This is a genomic window from Pseudomonas sp. FSL R10-0399, from assembly GCF_009600165.1.
Lineage (GTDB): Bacteria > Pseudomonadota > Gammaproteobacteria > Pseudomonadales > Pseudomonadaceae > Aquipseudomonas > Aquipseudomonas helleri.
In genome coordinates, this window is record NZ_WIWK01000002.1 from 91244 (window position 1) to 107237 (window position 15994).

18 protein-coding genes are annotated in these 15994 nt (G+C 57.8%); 7 read left to right on the top strand and 11 right to left on the bottom strand.

The window, feature by feature from the left end:
• The first annotated feature begins 19 nt into the window (after positions 1–19).
• Positions 20–604, top strand: coding sequence for a TMEM165/GDT1 family protein (locus GHO41_RS01075; RefSeq protein WP_048367790.1), 585 nt, complete (start codon positions 20–22; stop codon positions 602–604).
• 117 nt (positions 605–721) lie between these two features.
• On the opposite strand, the gene GHO41_RS01080 is transcribed toward GHO41_RS01075, so the two are convergent.
• Genes GHO41_RS01080 through GHO41_RS01095 form a run of 4 tightly spaced genes read right to left on the bottom strand, consistent with a single transcriptional unit; the run spans position 722 to position 2715 of the window.
• Complete coding sequence (locus tag GHO41_RS01080; RefSeq protein WP_123751345.1) at positions 722–1540, bottom strand: M48 family metallopeptidase; 819 nt, start codon at positions 1538–1540, stop codon at positions 722–724.
• A 47-nt stretch (positions 1541–1587) separates the two neighbouring features.
• Positions 1588–2214: an SOS response-associated peptidase gene (locus tag GHO41_RS01085; RefSeq protein ID WP_048367233.1), complete on the bottom strand. Its 627-nt coding sequence runs from the start codon at positions 2212–2214 to the stop codon at positions 1588–1590.
• Positions 2215–2259: 45 nt separating this feature from the next.
• The gene (locus tag GHO41_RS01090) at positions 2260–2520 is read right to left on the bottom strand and encodes a putative signal transducing protein (protein WP_048367234.1); all 261 of its coding nucleotides are present in this window, start codon (positions 2518–2520) and stop codon (positions 2260–2262) included.
• A 12-nt stretch (positions 2521–2532) separates the two neighbouring features.
• A complete protein-coding gene (locus tag GHO41_RS01095; RefSeq protein WP_153432676.1) occupies positions 2533–2715 on the bottom strand; it encodes a CPXCG motif-containing cysteine-rich protein in 183 nt (60 codons plus the stop codon).
• A gap of 107 nt (positions 2716–2822) precedes the next feature.
• On the opposite strand from GHO41_RS01095, the gene GHO41_RS01100 reads away from it, so the two are divergent.
• Together GHO41_RS01100 and GHO41_RS01105 are read left to right on the top strand one after the other, a co-directional pair.
• The gene (locus GHO41_RS01100; protein ID WP_082148616.1) at positions 2823–3986 is read left to right on the top strand and encodes a 1-acyl-sn-glycerol-3-phosphate acyltransferase; all 1164 of its coding nucleotides are present in this window, start codon (positions 2823–2825) and stop codon (positions 3984–3986) included.
• A gap of 154 nt (positions 3987–4140) precedes the next feature.
• A complete protein-coding gene (locus GHO41_RS01105; protein ID WP_048367237.1) occupies positions 4141–4347 on the top strand; it encodes a hypothetical protein in 207 nt (68 codons plus the stop codon).
• Positions 4348–4407: 60 nt separating this feature from the next.
• On the opposite strand, the gene GHO41_RS01110 is transcribed toward GHO41_RS01105, so the two are convergent.
• Entirely contained in the window at positions 4408–4992 is a 585-nt protein-coding gene (locus GHO41_RS01110) for a YajG family lipoprotein (RefSeq protein ID WP_048367238.1), read from the bottom strand.
• Between the two features lie 158 nt (positions 4993–5150).
• On the opposite strand from GHO41_RS01110, the gene GHO41_RS01115 reads away from it, so the two are divergent.
• Both GHO41_RS01115 and mqo read left to right on the top strand, forming a co-directional pair.
• Complete coding sequence (locus GHO41_RS01115; RefSeq protein ID WP_153432678.1) at positions 5151–5384, top strand: hypothetical protein; 234 nt, start codon at positions 5151–5153, stop codon at positions 5382–5384.
• 704 nt (positions 5385–6088) lie between these two features.
• Positions 6089–7597 (top strand): malate dehydrogenase (quinone), encoded by a 1509-nt coding sequence (mqo, locus tag GHO41_RS01120; RefSeq protein WP_153432680.1) that lies wholly within the window; start codon positions 6089–6091, stop codon positions 7595–7597.
• A 75-nt stretch (positions 7598–7672) separates the two neighbouring features.
• Here mqo and GHO41_RS01125 read toward each other — a convergent pair whose 3' ends face one another.
• From GHO41_RS01125 to GHO41_RS01150, 6 genes are all read right to left on the bottom strand, one after another.
• Positions 7673–8125 (bottom strand): hypothetical protein, encoded by a 453-nt coding sequence (locus GHO41_RS01125; protein ID WP_053225183.1) that lies wholly within the window; start codon positions 8123–8125, stop codon positions 7673–7675.
• Positions 8126–8337: 212 nt separating this feature from the next.
• Positions 8338–8625 carry a PA4642 family protein gene (locus GHO41_RS01130; protein WP_048367241.1) on the bottom strand — a complete coding sequence of 96 codons (288 nt, stop codon included), beginning with the start codon at positions 8623–8625 and terminating at the stop codon, positions 8338–8340.
• A gap of 51 nt (positions 8626–8676) precedes the next feature.
• Entirely contained in the window at positions 8677–9171 is a 495-nt protein-coding gene (locus GHO41_RS01135) for a hypothetical protein (protein ID WP_048367243.1), read from the bottom strand.
• A gap of 107 nt (positions 9172–9278) precedes the next feature.
• Complete coding sequence (locus GHO41_RS01140) at positions 9279–10994, bottom strand: ABC transporter ATP-binding protein/permease (protein ID WP_048367244.1); 1716 nt, start codon at positions 10992–10994, stop codon at positions 9279–9281.
• Positions 10995–11127: 133 nt separating this feature from the next.
• A complete protein-coding gene (locus GHO41_RS01145) occupies positions 11128–11688 on the bottom strand; it encodes a response regulator transcription factor (RefSeq protein WP_123751337.1) in 561 nt (186 codons plus the stop codon).
• Positions 11681–12943 (bottom strand): ATP-binding protein, encoded by a 1263-nt coding sequence (locus GHO41_RS01150; RefSeq protein ID WP_153328553.1) that lies wholly within the window; start codon positions 12941–12943, stop codon positions 11681–11683. Before GHO41_RS01150 ends, GHO41_RS01145 begins: the two co-directional genes overlap by 8 nt.
• Positions 12944–13287: 344 nt before the next feature.
• Between GHO41_RS01150 and GHO41_RS01155 the strand changes: the two genes are divergently transcribed.
• Both GHO41_RS01155 and GHO41_RS01160 read left to right on the top strand, forming a co-directional pair.
• On the top strand, positions 13288–14004 hold the full coding sequence (locus GHO41_RS01155; RefSeq protein WP_153328551.1) for an SIMPL domain-containing protein: 717 nt from the start codon (positions 13288–13290) through the stop codon (positions 14002–14004).
• Between the two features lie 307 nt (positions 14005–14311).
• On the top strand, positions 14312–15937 hold the full coding sequence (locus tag GHO41_RS01160; protein WP_153432682.1) for an ABC transporter substrate-binding protein: 1626 nt from the start codon (positions 14312–14314) through the stop codon (positions 15935–15937).
• The last annotated feature ends 57 nt before the right edge of the window (positions 15938–15994 follow it).

Below are 15994 nucleotides of genomic sequence, written 5' to 3' on the forward strand. Positions count from 1 at the left end.
CCTGGAAAATTACCTGATGATGCTCGACTCCTTACTCATTCCAACTGCAATCGTTGCCTTGGCCGAAATCGGTGACAAGACGCAATTGCTCGCCCTCATTCTGGCCGCGCGCTTTCGCAAGCCCTGGCCCATCATCGCCGGCATCATCGTCGCGACCCTTGCCAACCATGCTGCAGCCGGTGCCGTGGGTGCCTGGTTCAGTACGTTCTTCACCGATGTGATGTTGCACTGGATCCTCGCCGCAAGCTTTACCGCGACGGCACTGTGGACCCTGGTGCCCGACAAAATGGACGACGACGAAGCCAGCACCGCGCGCAAATACGGCCCGTTCGTCACGACTCTGATCACGTTTTTCATTGCCGAAATCGGCGACAAAACCCAGGTCGCGACCGTGATGCTGGCGGCGCAATACCCGGATTTGTGGCTAGTGATTATCGGCACCACCCTGGGCATGCTGATTGCCAACGTGCCGGTGGTGCTGGCCGGTAACTTTGCCGCCGACAAACTGCCCCTGACCCTGATCCGCCGACTGGCAGCGACCGCGTTCTTCGTGCTGGCTCTGGTGGCTGTGTACAAGGCAATGGTGACGAGCGGCTGGGTGTAGCCGGCCCCTGATTACCGTGGGAGCGGGCTTGCTCGCGATGGCATCACCGCGATCAATGATTCAGACCGCGCCCGCCGTATCGCGAGCAAGCCCGCTCCCACACAAGGCCTGCACGCCTCAGGTTTTCGGGGCCTGTTGATAAAGCGGCATCACCTTGGGAATCGCCGCTTCCAGCGAGGCAATCCGGCTGCTGGAGGCCGGGTGAGTACTCATGAATTCAGGCGGCGAGTTTTGCGAAGCCTGGCCCATTTTCTGCCATAGGGTAATCGCGGCGTTCGGATTGTAACCCGCACGCGCCGCGAGCTCCAGGCCAATCAGGTCTGCTTCGTTTTCATTGCTGCGACTGTTGGGCAACGTCAGGCTGTAATTGACCACGGTATCGGCCAATTGCATGCTGTCCTGGCCCAAGCCGAGCAAGGCGCCCGCGCCCTGTTTGGCGATCTCGACGCCGTACGCCTTGGACATGGACTCACGCCCGTGTTCGCGCAAGGCGTGGGCAATTTCATGGCCCATGACCGCCGCAATTTCGTCGTCACTCAGGTTGAGCTGTTCGATGATCCCGCTGTAGAAAATGATCTTGCCGCCAGGGCCGCAGTTGGCGTTGAGTTCGTCGCTCTTGATCAGATTGACCTCCCAGTTCCATTGCGCGGCATCCGGGCGAAACACCGGCGCCTGGGCAATCAGCCGATTGGCAATGGCCTGCAGGCGTTTGGCGTTGGCACTGGTTTTGTCCAGCACCCCTTTGGCGTTGGCCGTGCTGACGGTTTCCTGGTACGACTGCGCGTACATTTGGTCAACTTGCTGGCTCGACAGCATGCTGAACATGTACTGCTTGCGCTCAACCCCCACCGCGCCGCCCTGGGTGGTATTCACCGCCTGGCAGCCACTGAGCAACACCCCTGCGCCCAGCGCGCACATTACCGCTAACTTACCCATCGAGGCTCTCCATAAAGACGGTCCATAAAGGTGGCGCGCATCGTATCTCAACCCGGCGTCAAGCACTCGGGCGCATTGAGTTTGGGATCGTTGACCAGATTGGCCAAGGGCCGCTCGCGCAACGCGGCTTGCGGACTGGCGAGCAGTGCTTGCAAGGCCGGCAGCGGCGTCTCGGGATCAAGCCAGGCTTGCTGCCCGGCTTCATCGAGGATTAAAGGACGACGCTGAGTAGCCGCCGCCTGGGTCACCACGGCCGTGCTCAGCCACACATGCCCTTCGACCGGATACGCTTCCCAGATCCCGGCAAAAAACAGCGAAGACCCCACACCCGGTGTCAGCCAATAAGGCCGCTTGCGCGCAGTGCCACGCCATTCATAAAAGCCGTTGGCCGGGATCAGGCAGCGCCGCTGGCGAAAAGCCTCGCGAAACATCGGCTGTTCCGCCAGGGTTTCGGCACGGGCATGGGCAGGCGTACGCGACAGGTCGGTCATCCACGAAGGCGTCAGCCCCCAACGCGCCCGCGCCAGCTCTCGCTGCCCGGGCTCCTGGCCTGCGCGCAGGATCAACACCGAGTCGTTGGGTGAAATGTTCCATTGGGCCTGCTGGTCCGCCGGGAACCCGGGCAAGGCTGCAAAGGCAGGGCTCCAACGAAACAAGGCAAAACGTCCACACATGGGGCTGCACAACTCTTCTATATAGATACAGTGAAAAAAGGCTGCTCAGCAGTCCAGTACACCCGCAAAGCTTTCAGGCTCATCACCCGCCAGCGGCGAGGCGCCATTGTACGCATCGATCAACTCGCGCGCCTGTAACGCTTGCTCATTGGCGACCGCCAGCCCGAGCAAGCCCAAGGCTGGCAACTCGCCCGTACCGCCCACCAGATCACGCCCCTGCAAGCACGCAACGATGCCTTCACTGGCAAGCATGCCCAGTAAAAGTTCAGCTTCCATCAAATTTTCTGGCTCGTAGATTCGCTGCATATCACCTGCCTGCTAATCGTTTTCTCTGTGTACATCGAGCATCCACTCCTGGCCGTCGGTCTGGAGCGTAAACACAATCGGCCGACAGCACACCGCGCAATCTTCGATGTACTGCTGATCGCCCCCCGTCAGATCAAGTACAGCTTCGCCTGGCTCGCCGCAATAGGGGCAATCATAGTTCTCAGTTTCAAGCATCGCGGTCTCCAGAGTGACTTGTGCGTATAATCGCCGGTCTATTAGCAGGGCCCTATTTTTGTCCTGCCCTGTGTATTAATCCTAGCCGCTTCCAACAAGAGAACATGATGGGCGAATTCGATACCATCCGACCTTACAGTGACACTGAAGTCCCGGCTGTTCTGGCGCGACTGCTCAGTGACAAGGCTTTTCTAGATATCCTCACCCACTTTCGCTTTCCACGCCTGGCGGGTGCATTCGGCTGGCTGTTAAAACCCCTTATAGCGCATCGCCTGCGCAAAGAGTTTGCGAACGTGACATCGGTCGCGAGCTTGCAAGACAAGGTCGAGGTGTACGTCGACCGCACCATCGAGCATGCCACAGACGGCGTGACCTATACCGGCGTCGAGCAATTGAAGTCGGGCACCGCCTACCTGTTTCTGGCCAACCACCGCGACATCGTGATGGACCCGGCCTTCGTCAACTACGCCGTATACCACGCAGGCTTGCCAACCCCGCGCATCGCGATTGGCGACAACCTGCTGCAAAAGCCTTTTGTCAGCGACCTGATGCGCCTGAACAAAAGCTTTATCGTGCACCGCTCGATCACCGGGCGCCGCGAAAAGCTGGCGGCGTACCAACTGCTGTCGGCGTACATCAACCACTCGATTCGCAACGACGGCCAATCCATCTGGATCGCCCAGGCGGAAGGCCGCGCCAAAGACGGTGATGACCGCACCGACTCGGCGATCTTGAAGATGTTTCACATGAGCCGTAAAAACGAGCCTTTCGCCGAGGTCATTCAGTCACTGAACCTGACCCCGGTGTCGATCAGCTACGAATACGACCCGTGCGACCAGGCCAAGGCTCGCGAGCTGTACATCCGCGCGACCACGGGTACTTACAGCAAAGCCCCCGGCGAAGACGACACCAGCATTGCCAACGGCATCACCGGCTACAAAGGCCGTGTGCACGTAAACTTTGCGGCGCCGATCAGCGAAGCGTTCGAGGACAGCAAACTGCTGGCCACCGAAATGGACCGCCACATCCTCACCGGCTACCGCCTGTTCCCGGCACACTACCTGGCGTATGCCCAGTGGGCCGATGCAGACCCGCTATTGCAGGTGCCGAGCGCAGCCGAAGTCTTCCCGGAGCAAGAACTGGCCAAGGCCCAGCAAGAATGGCAACGCCGCCTGGACGCCTGCCCTGCCGAGCATCGCCCGTATCTGGTGCTGCAATACGCAATGCCGGTGCGTAACCAGTACCGCGTCAAAGCCGGCCTGCCACTGTAGGAGCGAGCTTGCCTCGCGATCTTTTGATCTTTAAAGGGTCGCCAGGCACGCCAGCCTCTGGCAAAACATGACAACCGGCCTAAATTGCCCTGTCACCGTATCGTCATGAAGAGAGGCCACTCTATGGCCCCTCGACACTGACACGGAGCTTGTCATGCTGCACGCTGAAAACCAGGACCGCCTCTATCTGATCGCCCCGAGTGATGAACAACAGGCATTGATCGAGAGCTTTTCCTTTAACGTCCAGGATCGTCACTGGCTGGTCTATTGCGCGCTCAGCGGTCACACCCATGCCGACCTGCCCGAGCTGGACCTGCTCACCGGCATCAGCCGCCTTGAGCCCTACGCCGAGGCCGCATGAACCTGGCAGACACAAAAAAGCCCGAACTCAAACCGTTCGGGCTTTTTTGTGGGTCGATGTTTACTCGCCGAGCAAACGACCGACCGACGGGTCTTCAAACACGCGCGTCAGGGCATCGCTCAACACGTCGCTGACCAGCTTGGTGTTGGTTTCCTGATTCGGCGCCATGCCGAAACGCTGATCCAGCGAGGCGCTGTAGCGACCACTGTACGAACGACCCCCATTGCGCACGTCAGAGCGGAAGGCCGCACCGATGGTCGCTTCAGTCACGTACATGGTGTCTTTAGGCGACTGATACTTGAGTTCAGACAAGGTAACGGTCAATTGCGGTGCGTTCCCGCCATTGGCTGTCGGGGTGTAGCCCAGCAAACGCACAGCGGCTTCAGCTTGAGCTTGCAGCTTGGGGATCACATCGGCGCTGCTGACGTTGATCGAGCTGGTCTCCGGGTACATGCCACCGCGAGTGCCCAGGGTTGGCGAAGGACGACCATCCACCACGCGCACGACCACAGGCTGACCACGGCCGACAGGCGCGATTTGCTTGGTCAGTTTAGGCTGCGGACTGAGTTGTTGCGGGCTGTGGGCGCAGCCGACCAGAGTCAAACTGGTCACAGTGATCAAACCGAACAACAGGCGTTGCAACATGCTCATCTCTCCAGGACTGGATAAAACCGGACGCCAGTATAGCGGTGCTGTACCTGCGGTCACCAGCCGCTTGCTGTCACCACCTTGTCATGGCCGATACATCGTCATGTCACGACCCACCGGTAATGTTTGACCTACTGACTCAACAGGTGCTCCCCATGAACAGGTCATGGTCGTTATTCTCGTTTCTGCAACCTCATCGCTGCTACGCACGCCTGGACTCGATGGGCCACTGCCAGGCCTTCAAGCAGTGCAAACAACCGCCGGTCGGCGACAATTGGGTCGAGATCGAAGAAATTCGCCTCAACTGGTTGCACCAGGTACTACCTGCCAGCGCCCGTATGCCTGCGCGGGCAACGCGTTCAGCGGTGCTACCCGCACTCGGCCTCTGACGGACGCACCAATAAAAGTCATTTAACAGGATCAATTGCCCACGTTTCTTCGCTACAATCTCCCCCCGATTATAAGGACGTCTCCTGATCGGGCCTCGCAGCATCGCTAATGTGCTTTTATTAGCTCCTTCGTACCGCCCACAGAGAGCCGCCCACACAGATCATGTGAAGCTGGCAGCTTGCTGTTTTCAACACCAATCTGCGCCTTTACCCGATCTGCCAGAGCTGCCATGTTGCTAGGCCTGTGCGTTGCATACGCGCACGCGCCAGTAGCGGTAGCCCTTTTTTGAGGTTCACGTCTTCAAGAGAGCGTGAAAAAAACGGGTTTTCACAACTTCACAAGAGTGTGGCGAGCAAATGAAAAGTTTTGCGTCTGAACAAGCACCATTAGCGTCTGCAACATCCTCACCCAGCAGGAACTTGATCGGCTCCAGAGCACGGGACTGAAAGCCTGTCCGCTTACGGATTTGGTTGCACAAACGGACGCTCTTGACCTTAAGTCGAATTGCCTCCCGAGCCCTGAAATGCGTTCATATGAACCTTGAAGGCCCGGTTGGCGGCGTCCGCTGAAGCTGCAAGAAATTGCGATGAATCGGACATGGCGATCCTTGTCATGAGTGACCAGAGCCCCTATCTAAAAAAGGCCTTGGTACACCTGGCAGCTATGCCGTCAATTAGGTGCCGTAGATTTTGGAGACGCGTTAATGGCGCATAACGAAGCAGTCGACGTAGTACTGGTTGGAGCGGGCATCATGAGTGCCACCTTGGCCGTGCTGCTCAAAGAGCTCGACCCTGGTATTACGCTGGAAGTTGTTGAGCAGATGGATTCGGGTGCTGCAGAGAGTTCCAACCCGTGGAACAACGCAGGCACCGGCCACGCTGGCTTGTGCGAATTGAACTACACGCCGCAAGCGGCTGATGGCTCAATCGACATCAAAAAAGCGGTGCACATCAATGCCCAGTTCGAAGTGTCCAAGCAGTTTTGGGCCCACCTGGCCCAACAAGGGACCTTCGGTTCGTGCAAGTCCTTCATTAGCCCAGTGCCTCATCTGAGCTATGTCGAAGGCGAAAAAGGTGTGGCCTTTCTGAAAAAACGCTTTGATGTGCTGAGCAAGCACCATGCGTTTGCCGACATGGAATACACCGAAGACAAAGCCAAAATGGCTGAGTGGATGCCCCTGATGATGCCGGGCCGCCCTGCGGACCAAGTGATCTCGGCTACCCGCGTGCAGAACGGGACTGACGTTAACTTCGGCGCTTTGACCCAGCAATTGCTCAAGCACTTGGCCAGCGCTGAAGGCACGCAGATCAAGTACAGCAAAAGAGTCACTGGCCTCAAGCGCAATGGCAGCGGCTGGACTGTCAGTATCAAAGACATCAACAGCGGTAGCACTCGCCACGTCGATGCCAAGTTCGTGTTCCTGGGTGCAGGCGGCGCGGCCTTGCCATTGCTGCAAGCCTCGGGCATTGAAGAAAGCAAAGGTTACGGCGGCTTCCCGGTGAGTGGCCAATGGCTGCGTTGCGACAATCCCGAAGTGGTCAAACACCACCAGGCCAAGGTTTACAGCCAGGCGGCCGTGGGTTCGCCACCGATGTCGGTTCCGCACTTGGACACCCGTGTGGTTGACGGCAAAAAATCGCTGCTGTTCGGACCTTATGCCGGCTTCACCACCAAGTTCCTCAAGCACGGCTCGTTCCTTGACCTGCCAATGTCGATCCGCCTGGGTAACATCGGCCCGATGCTGGCCGTTGCCCGCGACAACATGGACCTGACCAAGTACTTGATCAGCGAAGTGCGCCAGTCGATGGAAGAACGCCTGGAATCCCTGCGTCGCTTCTATCCACAGGCCAAGGCTGAAGACTGGCGCCTGGAAGTGGCTGGCCAACGGGTTCAGATCATCAAGAAAGACCCGAAAAAAGGCGGCGTGTTGCAGTTCGGTACCGAACTGGTTGCCGCCAAAGACGGTTCGCTGGCCGCCCTGCTGGGTGCGTCCCCAGGTGCATCGGTGACCGTGTCGATCATGCTGGACCTGATTGAGCGCTGCTTTGCGCAAAAGGCCACCGGCGAGTGGGCTGCGCGCCTCAAGGAAATTTTCCCGGCACGGGAAAAGACTCTGGAGACCGACGCCGAGCTGTATCGCGAAATCAGTACCCGCAACTCCGAGTTGCTGGAACTGGTAGAGCCAAAAAAGGTTGATACTCAACTCGCGTAACCCAATGCTGGCGCATTGATTGGCCACCCAAAGCCCCTGCCCTTGCGGGTCAGGGGCTTTTTGTTGGCTTAAGGTCTAGCCCATCGTGAACAGCACCCGTGTGCCGCCATTGCGTATAAATTCGTCATCGTCCGGCACGGCAATAAGCTCAGCCGCACAGGTGGCTGCAACCGTCCCCGTTGATTTGGCCTGAGCCCAGCGATTGGGGTTTGCCTCACCCGGCGTGAGGTGACCAAAACCGAAGTGACAGGCCTGCTCGCCCTGGCGATAGGTAAATGCCTCTGCGCCTCTGGCGACGGGCAGGTAATACATCAGCTCCTGGCTGGACTTGGGGGCTACTACAAAGTCATGCCCGGCGTTGTCCGGGTCTTCCAGCCATGAAAAATCATTTCCTGGCGTGATGGCATGGCCGCTGGCATTAAACACCTCCACCTCCAGCACCTCATCGGCCGCCAGGGCAGCCGAGCCCAAAGCGATCAGTCCTACTCCAAAGACCAGTGTTTTTATCACATCGTTAAGGCGAGTCATGGTTCGATTCCCTTCAAGTTAAAAGACAGCCCAAAGTCCTTTTGGGCACCCTTGAGTATTGTTCGCCCACACAAAAACACCCCGTCGCAAAAAGCGCAGGTTGTGTAGGAAGGGTCTTTGTTGGTGCCTATATAACGGTGTAGGAGCGAGCTTGCCTCGCGATCTTTTGATCGTCTAAAAGATCGCGAGGCAAGCTCGCTCCTACAGCTGGATCAGCCGCGTGCCGCCTCGATGAGTTCGATGTACTCGGCAGCATTGCGCTGGTCTTTGATGAGGTCGACAAAGGTCTGGCCGTGCTCATCCTTGCCGTCCAGATCGTAGCCGGCCTCTTTGAAAAAGGTCAGGAAGCGTTCGAAGTCGTCGATACGCAGACCGCGATAACCTTTGATCAATTTGTGCAGTGAAGGGGACGTCGCGTCCACAGGTTCAAAGTCCAGGAACAACTTGATCTGCTCATCGCCAATCTCATCACCAATCAACTGCTTCTTATCTTTACGCATGTCCGACTCCAGCCTGCTGATACTTCACGAGGGCCGCAGTTTACCCAAGGCTCAACGCGCACGCACGCTGCCGGTGTGCAAGTCAGCCCAAATATGGCCATTGGCATAGGTCAAAAACTGGCAATAGACGATGTCGTTGCGCAACAAATCCATCACCACGCGGTATTGGGACAGCGGATAAGACAACGTCAGGGTTTTGCTCTCACTGTCAAAAGCCGGCTTTTTCAGGCTCTTGCTTTCACCGTCGAACGAAATCAGCACTTCGCGCACGGTCGCGCCCTGGCTCAACGGTTTGCCCTTCAAGCGCACCAACAACGACGCCGTGACCGGAATCGGCTGCTGATTGGAGGGGCGCTGGCTACCTACCACCACCGAATACGACGTCACCTGCATCAGTTGCTGTTGCTCAGGCTTCTCGCTGCGCAACTGCAAATCATCGGCGGGCAAAAACTGTGCATGGGCAGGCGAAGAAACCGCGGGCGCTGCGGCCAAGGGCAAGCTGACGGTCAACAAAAGAGGGGCAACACAGCGAAATAAGCGGTTCATGACCTGCTCCGAAAGGCGAGGCAGGCACTCTAGCACGCACACGTAACAAGGCATGACCGGTTATCACACCGCTCAGGCCGGTTACGCGCCTTCACTGCGTCGGCCCATTACTGGGCCATTAAATGGCCCGACTCAATCCGCACATGCCGCGGATGAAAACGCGCCAGACTGCTGCGGTGCCCCACGCTGACAATGCTCAGGCCCGGCAGTTGATCGATAAGCGCCTGATACAACCGCGCCTCGTCCTCTTCATCCATCGCTGACGTCGCTTCGTCCATGTATAGCCATTGCGGGCGATACAACAGTGCCCGGGCAAACGCCAGTCGCTGCTGCTCACCGCCCGACAACACTCGCTGCCAGTGATTGGCCTCGTCAAGCTTGGGGATCAGATGCTCCAGGCGGCAGGTGCGCAGCACTTCTTCATAGCGCTCAGACGGGTATGTGTCGCCGCTCTGTGGATAACTCAGCGCCTCGCGCAAGGTGCCAATCGGCAGGTAAGGTTTTTGCGGCAGGAATAACGCCCGCTCATGGGGCATTCGAATCGCCCCGCCGCCTTGCGGCCAAAGCCCGCCCATGGCGCGCAGCAAGGTACTTTTACCGCTGCCGGAGCGACCGCTGAGCATTAACCGGTCACCGGGCGCAACGTTCAGGCTTGCCCCGTGCAACAAAGGTCGGCCATCGGCCAGGTCCAGGCTCAGGTCATTGACGCTTAATGCCCCACCCTGGGCCTGTACATCAATCGCCGGTTGGCGCTGTTCGTTGTCGGTCATGGCCTGACGGAAGCTCAGCAGACGATCACAGGTGGCGCGCCACGCCGCCAAGGTCACGTAGGCGTCGATAAACCAGCTGAAGTTCTCTTGCACATTGCCGAAAGCGGAGTTGATTTGCATCAGCTCACCCAACTCGATCTTGCCTGCGAAGTAGCGCGGCGCTGCCACGATAAAGGGGAAGATAATCGCAATTTGCGAATAACCGGCCGTGAAAAACGTCAGGCGCTTGGTCACCTTCATTTGCGTCCAGAAGTTGTGCCAGACCTTGCTGAAGCGGCTGCTCAGGCGCTCAAGCTCGTTGGGTTCGCCGTTGTACAAGGCGATGCTCTCGGCGTTTTCACGCACCCGCACCATCGAAAAACGCAGATCCGCTTCGTAGCGTTGTTGTTGGTTGCTCAGGCCAATCAGGCGACGACCGATCAAATGCGCCAGCCAACTGCCAACTAAGGCATATAACAGTGCGCACCAAAACATATAGCCGGGAATGGTGATGCCGAAGACTTCGATGCTGCCCGACACGCCCCACAAAATAATCGAGAACGACACCAGGCTGACCACATTGCGGATCAAGCCCAGGCCGAGGGAGAGCGTACTGTCGGTGAAGGAGTTGAGGTCTTCACTGATGCGCTGGTCAGGGTTGTCGGTGTAACCGCCCTGCTCCAACTGGTAGTAGTTTTTGTGGGCGAGCCAGCGGGCGAAGTGCTGCTCGGTCAGCCAGCGCCGCCAGCGGATGGTCAGCATCTGCGTCAGGTATAGCCGGTACACCGCGCCCACAATACCGGCGGCGGCAATCAGCCCGAAGTAGCCGATCAGGTGCCAGAAAGCTGCGCTGTCTTTGTTTTCCAGCGCGTTATAGAAGTCTTTGTACCAATGGTTGATCCATACCGAAATACCGACGCTGACCAGCGACAAGGCAATCACCGCGATCAACAGCAGCCAGGCCCTGGCGCGCTCTTCACTGCGCCAGTAAGGCGTTATCAGCCCCCAGACGCGAGGAATAAAATCTCCACGCACAGCATCATTTACGACAGAAGGCTCAGCGTTCTGATTCATCGTTCGGGCTCGTTGGGAGTAAAGAGCAACCTGCGAGCCGATCAGGGCGACCGGCGCATTAGCACGTTGTAAAACAGACTAGGGCCGCTCGCAGTTTCGTTGCAAATTGAAACGAAACTGCGACAGCTTCTGTTCAGCGTCGGACCGGACGCTTCTGCAGTTTGCGCTGCAAGGTACGACGGTGCATGCCCAGCGCACGGGCGGTTGCCGAGATATTGCCTTCATGTTCGCCCAATACGCGCTGAATGTGCTCCCATTGCAGGCGATCGACCGACATCGGGTTATCCGGTACCAGCGAGTCGAGGTCGGCGTGTTGGCTCAGCAGGGCCGCCATCACATCATCCGCATCGGCCGGCTTGCACAGGTAGTTGCAGGCGCCACGCTTGATCGCCTCGACCGCCGTGGCGATGCTCGAATAACCGGTCAGGATCACCACACGCATGTCTGGATCAAGTTCCAGCAACTTGGGCAGCAGCACCAGGCCCGAATCACCTTCCATCTTCAGGTCCAGCGTGGCGAAATCAGGCACGTCCTGCTGAGCCAGAAGCAGCCCTTCTTCAGCGGAGCCTGCGGTGCTGACGCGAAATCCGCGTCGGGCCATGGCGCGGGCCATGACGCGGGTAAATGTCGCGTCGTCATCCACTAACAACAAATGTGGCAGCTCTTCGCCTTCGACCTGAATCTCTTCACTCATTTTCGCTTCCTCGGGAGACACGTGGCAGGCGTAGCTCGGTGAGCGTGCCGCCATCCTCATGACTGTAGAGTTTTACCGAGCCGCCTGCGCGTGTCACGCTGGCTTTGCTCAAGAATAGGCCCAGGCCGAAACCTTTGCCTTTGGTTGTAAAAAACGGTTTGCCGATTTGTTCGGCAATGGCCAACGGTACACCCGCACCATGGTCACGAATACTGATGGTTAAATCAACGGCGTCCCAATCCACGGTCACTTCGAGCCCTTCCGGACAGGCGTCGGCGGCGTTGTTGAGCAAGTTGAGCAGCGCCTGGGTGAGGTCTGGCGGTGGCGCCAGACGCGGCACCGGCGCGTGCCCCAGGCACTGAAAGCGATAGGTCGCTTCCGGGCGCATCAGGTGCCAGCGATTCAACGCCTCATCGAGCCACTCGGTAACGTCCTGAACCTCAATGGCCAGACGACGATTGGCTTCAGCGGCCCGAACCAGCTGCTGCAAGGTCTCTTTGCACAACTTGACCTGGTCCTGCAGCACGCTTAAATCGTCCTGCAATTCAGGGTCCGGGTGATCGCGACGAATCTCCTTGAGCAGCACACTCATGGTCGACAACGGCGTGCCCAATTCATGCGCCGCACCGGCTGCCTGGGTCGCAACCGCCAGCAATTGCTGGTCACGCAGGCCTTCTTCACGGCGCAAAGCGCGCAGTTCTTCTTGGCGGCGCAGCTCTTCGCCCATTCGGGCGGCAAAAAAAGTAATCACCGCAGCTGACAGGGCAAAGCTGAGCCACATGCCGTAAATCTGCAGTTTCTCGCGGAAGAACGGCGCCGCTTCCACGGGGTAAAACTGCATCAGCAGCAACGTGTACAGCGCCAGCGCGATGCCGGTCAAAATCAGCGAATAGCGCCAAGGCAGCGTCACCGCCGCAATGGTCAACGGCACCAGGTAATACGACACAAACGGGTTGGCCGAGCCTCCGGAGAAGTACAGCAAGGCACTGTGGATAAACAAATCACAGGCCAGTTGCAGCGCGTACTCAAGCTCGGTAACCGGCCACGTGGTGCGCAGGCGAATCGCGGTAAACGCGCACAGCAACGCCGAAAAACCGAGGGTCAGGCACAACTGAAACCAGGGCAGCGGCAGCAGATGAAACCAGTAGGCGATGCCCACCGACCCCGCCTGTGCGACCAGCACCAGCATGCGGATAAACGTGAGACGCCAGAGGTTCTGGCGAGTTGCAGACAAAATTTGAACGGGGGCGAGCATGAGCTCTCCTGATGAGTGCTCCAGGCGACCGCACGGAGTATAACCAAGCTGGCGGCCTGACAGGCAAACGTGCGGCAATGGGCCACAGTGTATTTTTTGGAAAAACCGCTAGTAGCCCCTGACTATCCTGTGGGAGCCGGGCTTGCCCGCGATTGGATCGACCCGATACAACAGACACCCAGGCGGTGCCTGCATCGCGAGCAAGCCCGCTCCCACAGATTTATGGCCCACCCATTTTTGCGCCCCCGGCCTTCTCTGAAGTTGTATCGAAAATGTAAGTAGGCGAACTGAATGCCGCCCACTACAGTCTTATAAGTCTTGCTGACCTCACCCAAGGAGCTTTTATGTTTACTGTTCAGCGCACTGCCGCCCTTTTGACCCTGAGCCTCGGCGCTTTCGCCAGCCTGCCGGCCCTGGCTGAAGGGGTTAATTACAATCAGGTCTCGTTGCGTGCAGAAGCCAGTCAGGAAGTGCCGCGCGATCTGATGATCGTGACGCTGTACACCGAGGCGCAAAACACCGACTCAGCCAAGCTCGCCGCTGAAATCACCACCGCGATGAATAAAGCCATCGGCCAGGCCAAGCAGGCCAAAGACGTGACCATGCGCCAGGGCAACCGCAACAGCTACCCGATCTATGACAACAAGACCCAGAAAATCACCGGCTGGCGTGAGCGCGCTGAACTGCGCCTGGAAAGCACCGATTTTGCCGCCTTGTCCAAGCTGACCGGCGAACTGATGCAAACCCTGAAAATGGGCAACATGCAATTCACCGTGGCCAACGCCACGCGTAAAACCAGCGAAGATGCATTGCTCAAAGATGCGGTCAATGCCTTCAAGGCCCGCGCTCAACTGGCCACCGATGCCCTGGGCGGCAAGGGCTACAAAATCGTTAACCTGAACCTCAACAGCAACGGTTACCCGCAGCCCTACATGCGCAGCGCCATGATGATGAAAGCCGCTGGCGCAGCCATGGATTCGGCACCGACACCTGAAGTCGAAGCCGGCACTAGCGAAGTCAGCATGAGCGCCGACGGCGTGATTGAAGTTCAAATGCAATAAGCACTTTGCCACACCCCAAGCCCTTGCAGCCTTCACGCTGCAAGGGCTTTTTTGTGCCCGCAATATCAAATAGCCCACGCACAAAAAGGAGTTCTCCTACGAACAAACAAACATGCGCCGACATATTTTCCCGCCAAGAGCCTAGATAAGTAACACCCCATCTGGATCGAACGGCAGCTGCACGTGAACGGTCTATGGTTAACCCAGAGCCGCGATGCGTCTGTTGCACCGGCCAGGATGGGGTAAGTATCGAGAGGCTGATTCACCGGGTCGCCCTCACACTAAAAATGACAAAAAAGAGGTCTCCATGTTCAAACACGCGGTCATTCCTTTATTGATGGGTGCCAGCCTGCTGGCAAGCGCACCTTTCGCCCAGGCAGCCACCAACCTGGTGTATTGCTCTGAAGGCAGCCCGGCCGGTTTTGATCCCGGCCAATACACCACCGGCACAGACTTCGACGCCTCGGCCGAAACGATCTACAACCGCCTCAGCGAGTTCGAACGCGGCAGCACCAACGTCATTCCCGGGCTGGCCACGAGCTGGGACATTTCACCGGACAACCTGACCTACACCTTCCATTTGCGGGACGGCGTCAAGTTCCACACCACGCCGTACTTCACCCCCACCCGCAACTTCAATGCCGACGACGTGCTCTTCACCTTCAACCGCATGCTCGACAAAGACATGCCGTTCCGTAAGGCCTATCCCACCGAATTCCCCTACTTCACCGACATGGGGATGGACAAGAACATCAAGTCAGTCGAAAAAATTGACGACCACACCGTCAAGTTCACTCTGAACACTGTCGACGCTGCCTTTATCCAGAACATGGCCATGCACTTTGCCTCCATCGAGTCGGCCGAGTACGCCGACAAGCTGCTCAAGGCCGGCAACCCGTCCGACATCAACCAGAAACCTATCGGTACCGGCCCATTCGTGTTCAAGAGCTACCAAAAAGACTCGAACATCCGTTACACCGGCAACAAAGACTACTGGAAGCCTGAAGACGTCAAAATCGACAACCTGATTTTCGCCATCACCACCGACCCGTCGGTGCGCATGCAAAAGCTGAAAAAGAACGAATGCCAGATCACCATTTACCCGCGCCCCGCAGACCTGCAGTCCCTTAAAGAAGACCCCAACCTGAAAATGCCCAGCCAGGCAGGCTTCAACACGGGTTACATCGCCTACAACGTGATGGACAAGATCAAAGGCAGCGACGAGCCCAACCCGATGGCCCAACTCAAGGTTCGTCAGGCGCTGGACATGGCCGTAAACAAACAGCAAATCATTGATTCGGTGTATCAGGGCGCAGGCCAGTTGGCGACCAACGTCTTGCCGCCGACTCAATGGTCGTACGACGAGTCGATCAAAGACGCGCCTTACGATCCTGAAAAAGCCAAGCAACTGCTCAAGGAAGCAGGCATTAAGGAAGGCACCGAAATCACCTTGTGGGCCATGCCGGTTCAACGCCCGTACAACCCGAACGCCAAGCTGATGGCTGAGATGCTGCAATCGGACTGGGGCAAGATCGGCATCAAGGCCAAGATCATGACCTACGAATGGGGCGAGTACATCAAGCGCTCCAAAGGCGGTGAAAACGGCGCGATGCTGATTGGCTGGAGCGGCGACAACGGTGACCCGGACAACTGGCTCGGTACCCTGTTCGGCTGCGACGCGATCAATGGCAACAACTTCTCCAAGTGGTGCAACCCCGAGTTCGACAAACTGATCACGGCCGCCAAAAACACCACCGACAAAGAGGAACGCACCAAGCTCTACAAAGAGGCCCAACAGTTGCTCAAAGAGCAAGTCCCGCTCACACCGATTGCCCACTCAACGGTGTATCAACCGATGCGCAAAAACGTTGAAGGTTTCAAGATCAGCCCCTTGGGCTTGATGTCCTTCTACGGCGTCAGCGTTGACAAATAAGTAACCCGTGAATGCGGCGACAACGCCGCATTCACTCGCTCTACAAGCAACTCAGAA

Bases quoted from the DNA above. Each gene is read 5' to 3' on its own strand.
- GHO41_RS01160 (WP_153432682.1), top strand. From the start codon at position 14,312: ATGTTCAAACACGCGGTCATTCCTTTATTGATGGGTGCCAGCCTGCTG.
- GHO41_RS01100 (WP_082148616.1), top strand. From the start codon at position 2,823: ATGGGCGAATTCGATACCATCCGACCTTACAGTGACACTGAAGTCCCG.
- GHO41_RS01130 (WP_048367241.1), bottom strand. From the start codon at position 8,625: ATGCGTAAAGATAAGAAGCAGTTGATTGGTGATGAGATTGGCGATGAG.
- GHO41_RS01135 (WP_048367243.1), bottom strand. From the start codon at position 9,171: ATGAACCGCTTATTTCGCTGTGTTGCCCCTCTTTTGTTGACCGTCAGC.
- GHO41_RS01110 (WP_048367238.1), bottom strand. From the start codon at position 4,992: ATGTTGCAACGCCTGTTGTTCGGTTTGATCACTGTGACCAGTTTGACT.
- GHO41_RS01125 (WP_053225183.1), bottom strand. From the start codon at position 8,125: ATGACTCGCCTTAACGATGTGATAAAAACACTGGTCTTTGGAGTAGGA.
- GHO41_RS01080 (WP_123751345.1), bottom strand. From the start codon at position 1,540: ATGGGTAAGTTAGCGGTAATGTGCGCGCTGGGCGCAGGGGTGTTGCTC.
- GHO41_RS01095 (WP_153432676.1), bottom strand. From the start codon at position 2,715: ATGCTTGAAACTGAGAACTATGATTGCCCCTATTGCGGCGAGCCAGGC.
- GHO41_RS01145 (WP_123751337.1), bottom strand. From the start codon at position 11,688: ATGAGTGAAGAGATTCAGGTCGAAGGCGAAGAGCTGCCACATTTGTTG.
- GHO41_RS01155 (WP_153328551.1), top strand. From the start codon at position 13,288: ATGTTTACTGTTCAGCGCACTGCCGCCCTTTTGACCCTGAGCCTCGGC.
- GHO41_RS01105 (WP_048367237.1), top strand. From the start codon at position 4,141: ATGCTGCACGCTGAAAACCAGGACCGCCTCTATCTGATCGCCCCGAGT.
- mqo (WP_153432680.1), top strand. From the start codon at position 6,089: ATGGCGCATAACGAAGCAGTCGACGTAGTACTGGTTGGAGCGGGCATC.
- GHO41_RS01075 (WP_048367790.1), top strand. From the start codon at position 20: ATGCTCGACTCCTTACTCATTCCAACTGCAATCGTTGCCTTGGCCGAA.
- GHO41_RS01140 (WP_048367244.1), bottom strand. From the start codon at position 10,994: ATGAATCAGAACGCTGAGCCTTCTGTCGTAAATGATGCTGTGCGTGGA.
- GHO41_RS01150 (WP_153328553.1), bottom strand. From the start codon at position 12,943: ATGCTCGCCCCCGTTCAAATTTTGTCTGCAACTCGCCAGAACCTCTGG.
- GHO41_RS01090 (WP_048367234.1), bottom strand. From the start codon at position 2,520: ATGCAGCGAATCTACGAGCCAGAAAATTTGATGGAAGCTGAACTTTTA.
- GHO41_RS01115 (WP_153432678.1), top strand. From the start codon at position 5,151: ATGAACAGGTCATGGTCGTTATTCTCGTTTCTGCAACCTCATCGCTGC.
- GHO41_RS01085 (WP_048367233.1), bottom strand. From the start codon at position 2,214: ATGTGTGGACGTTTTGCCTTGTTTCGTTGGAGCCCTGCCTTTGCAGCC.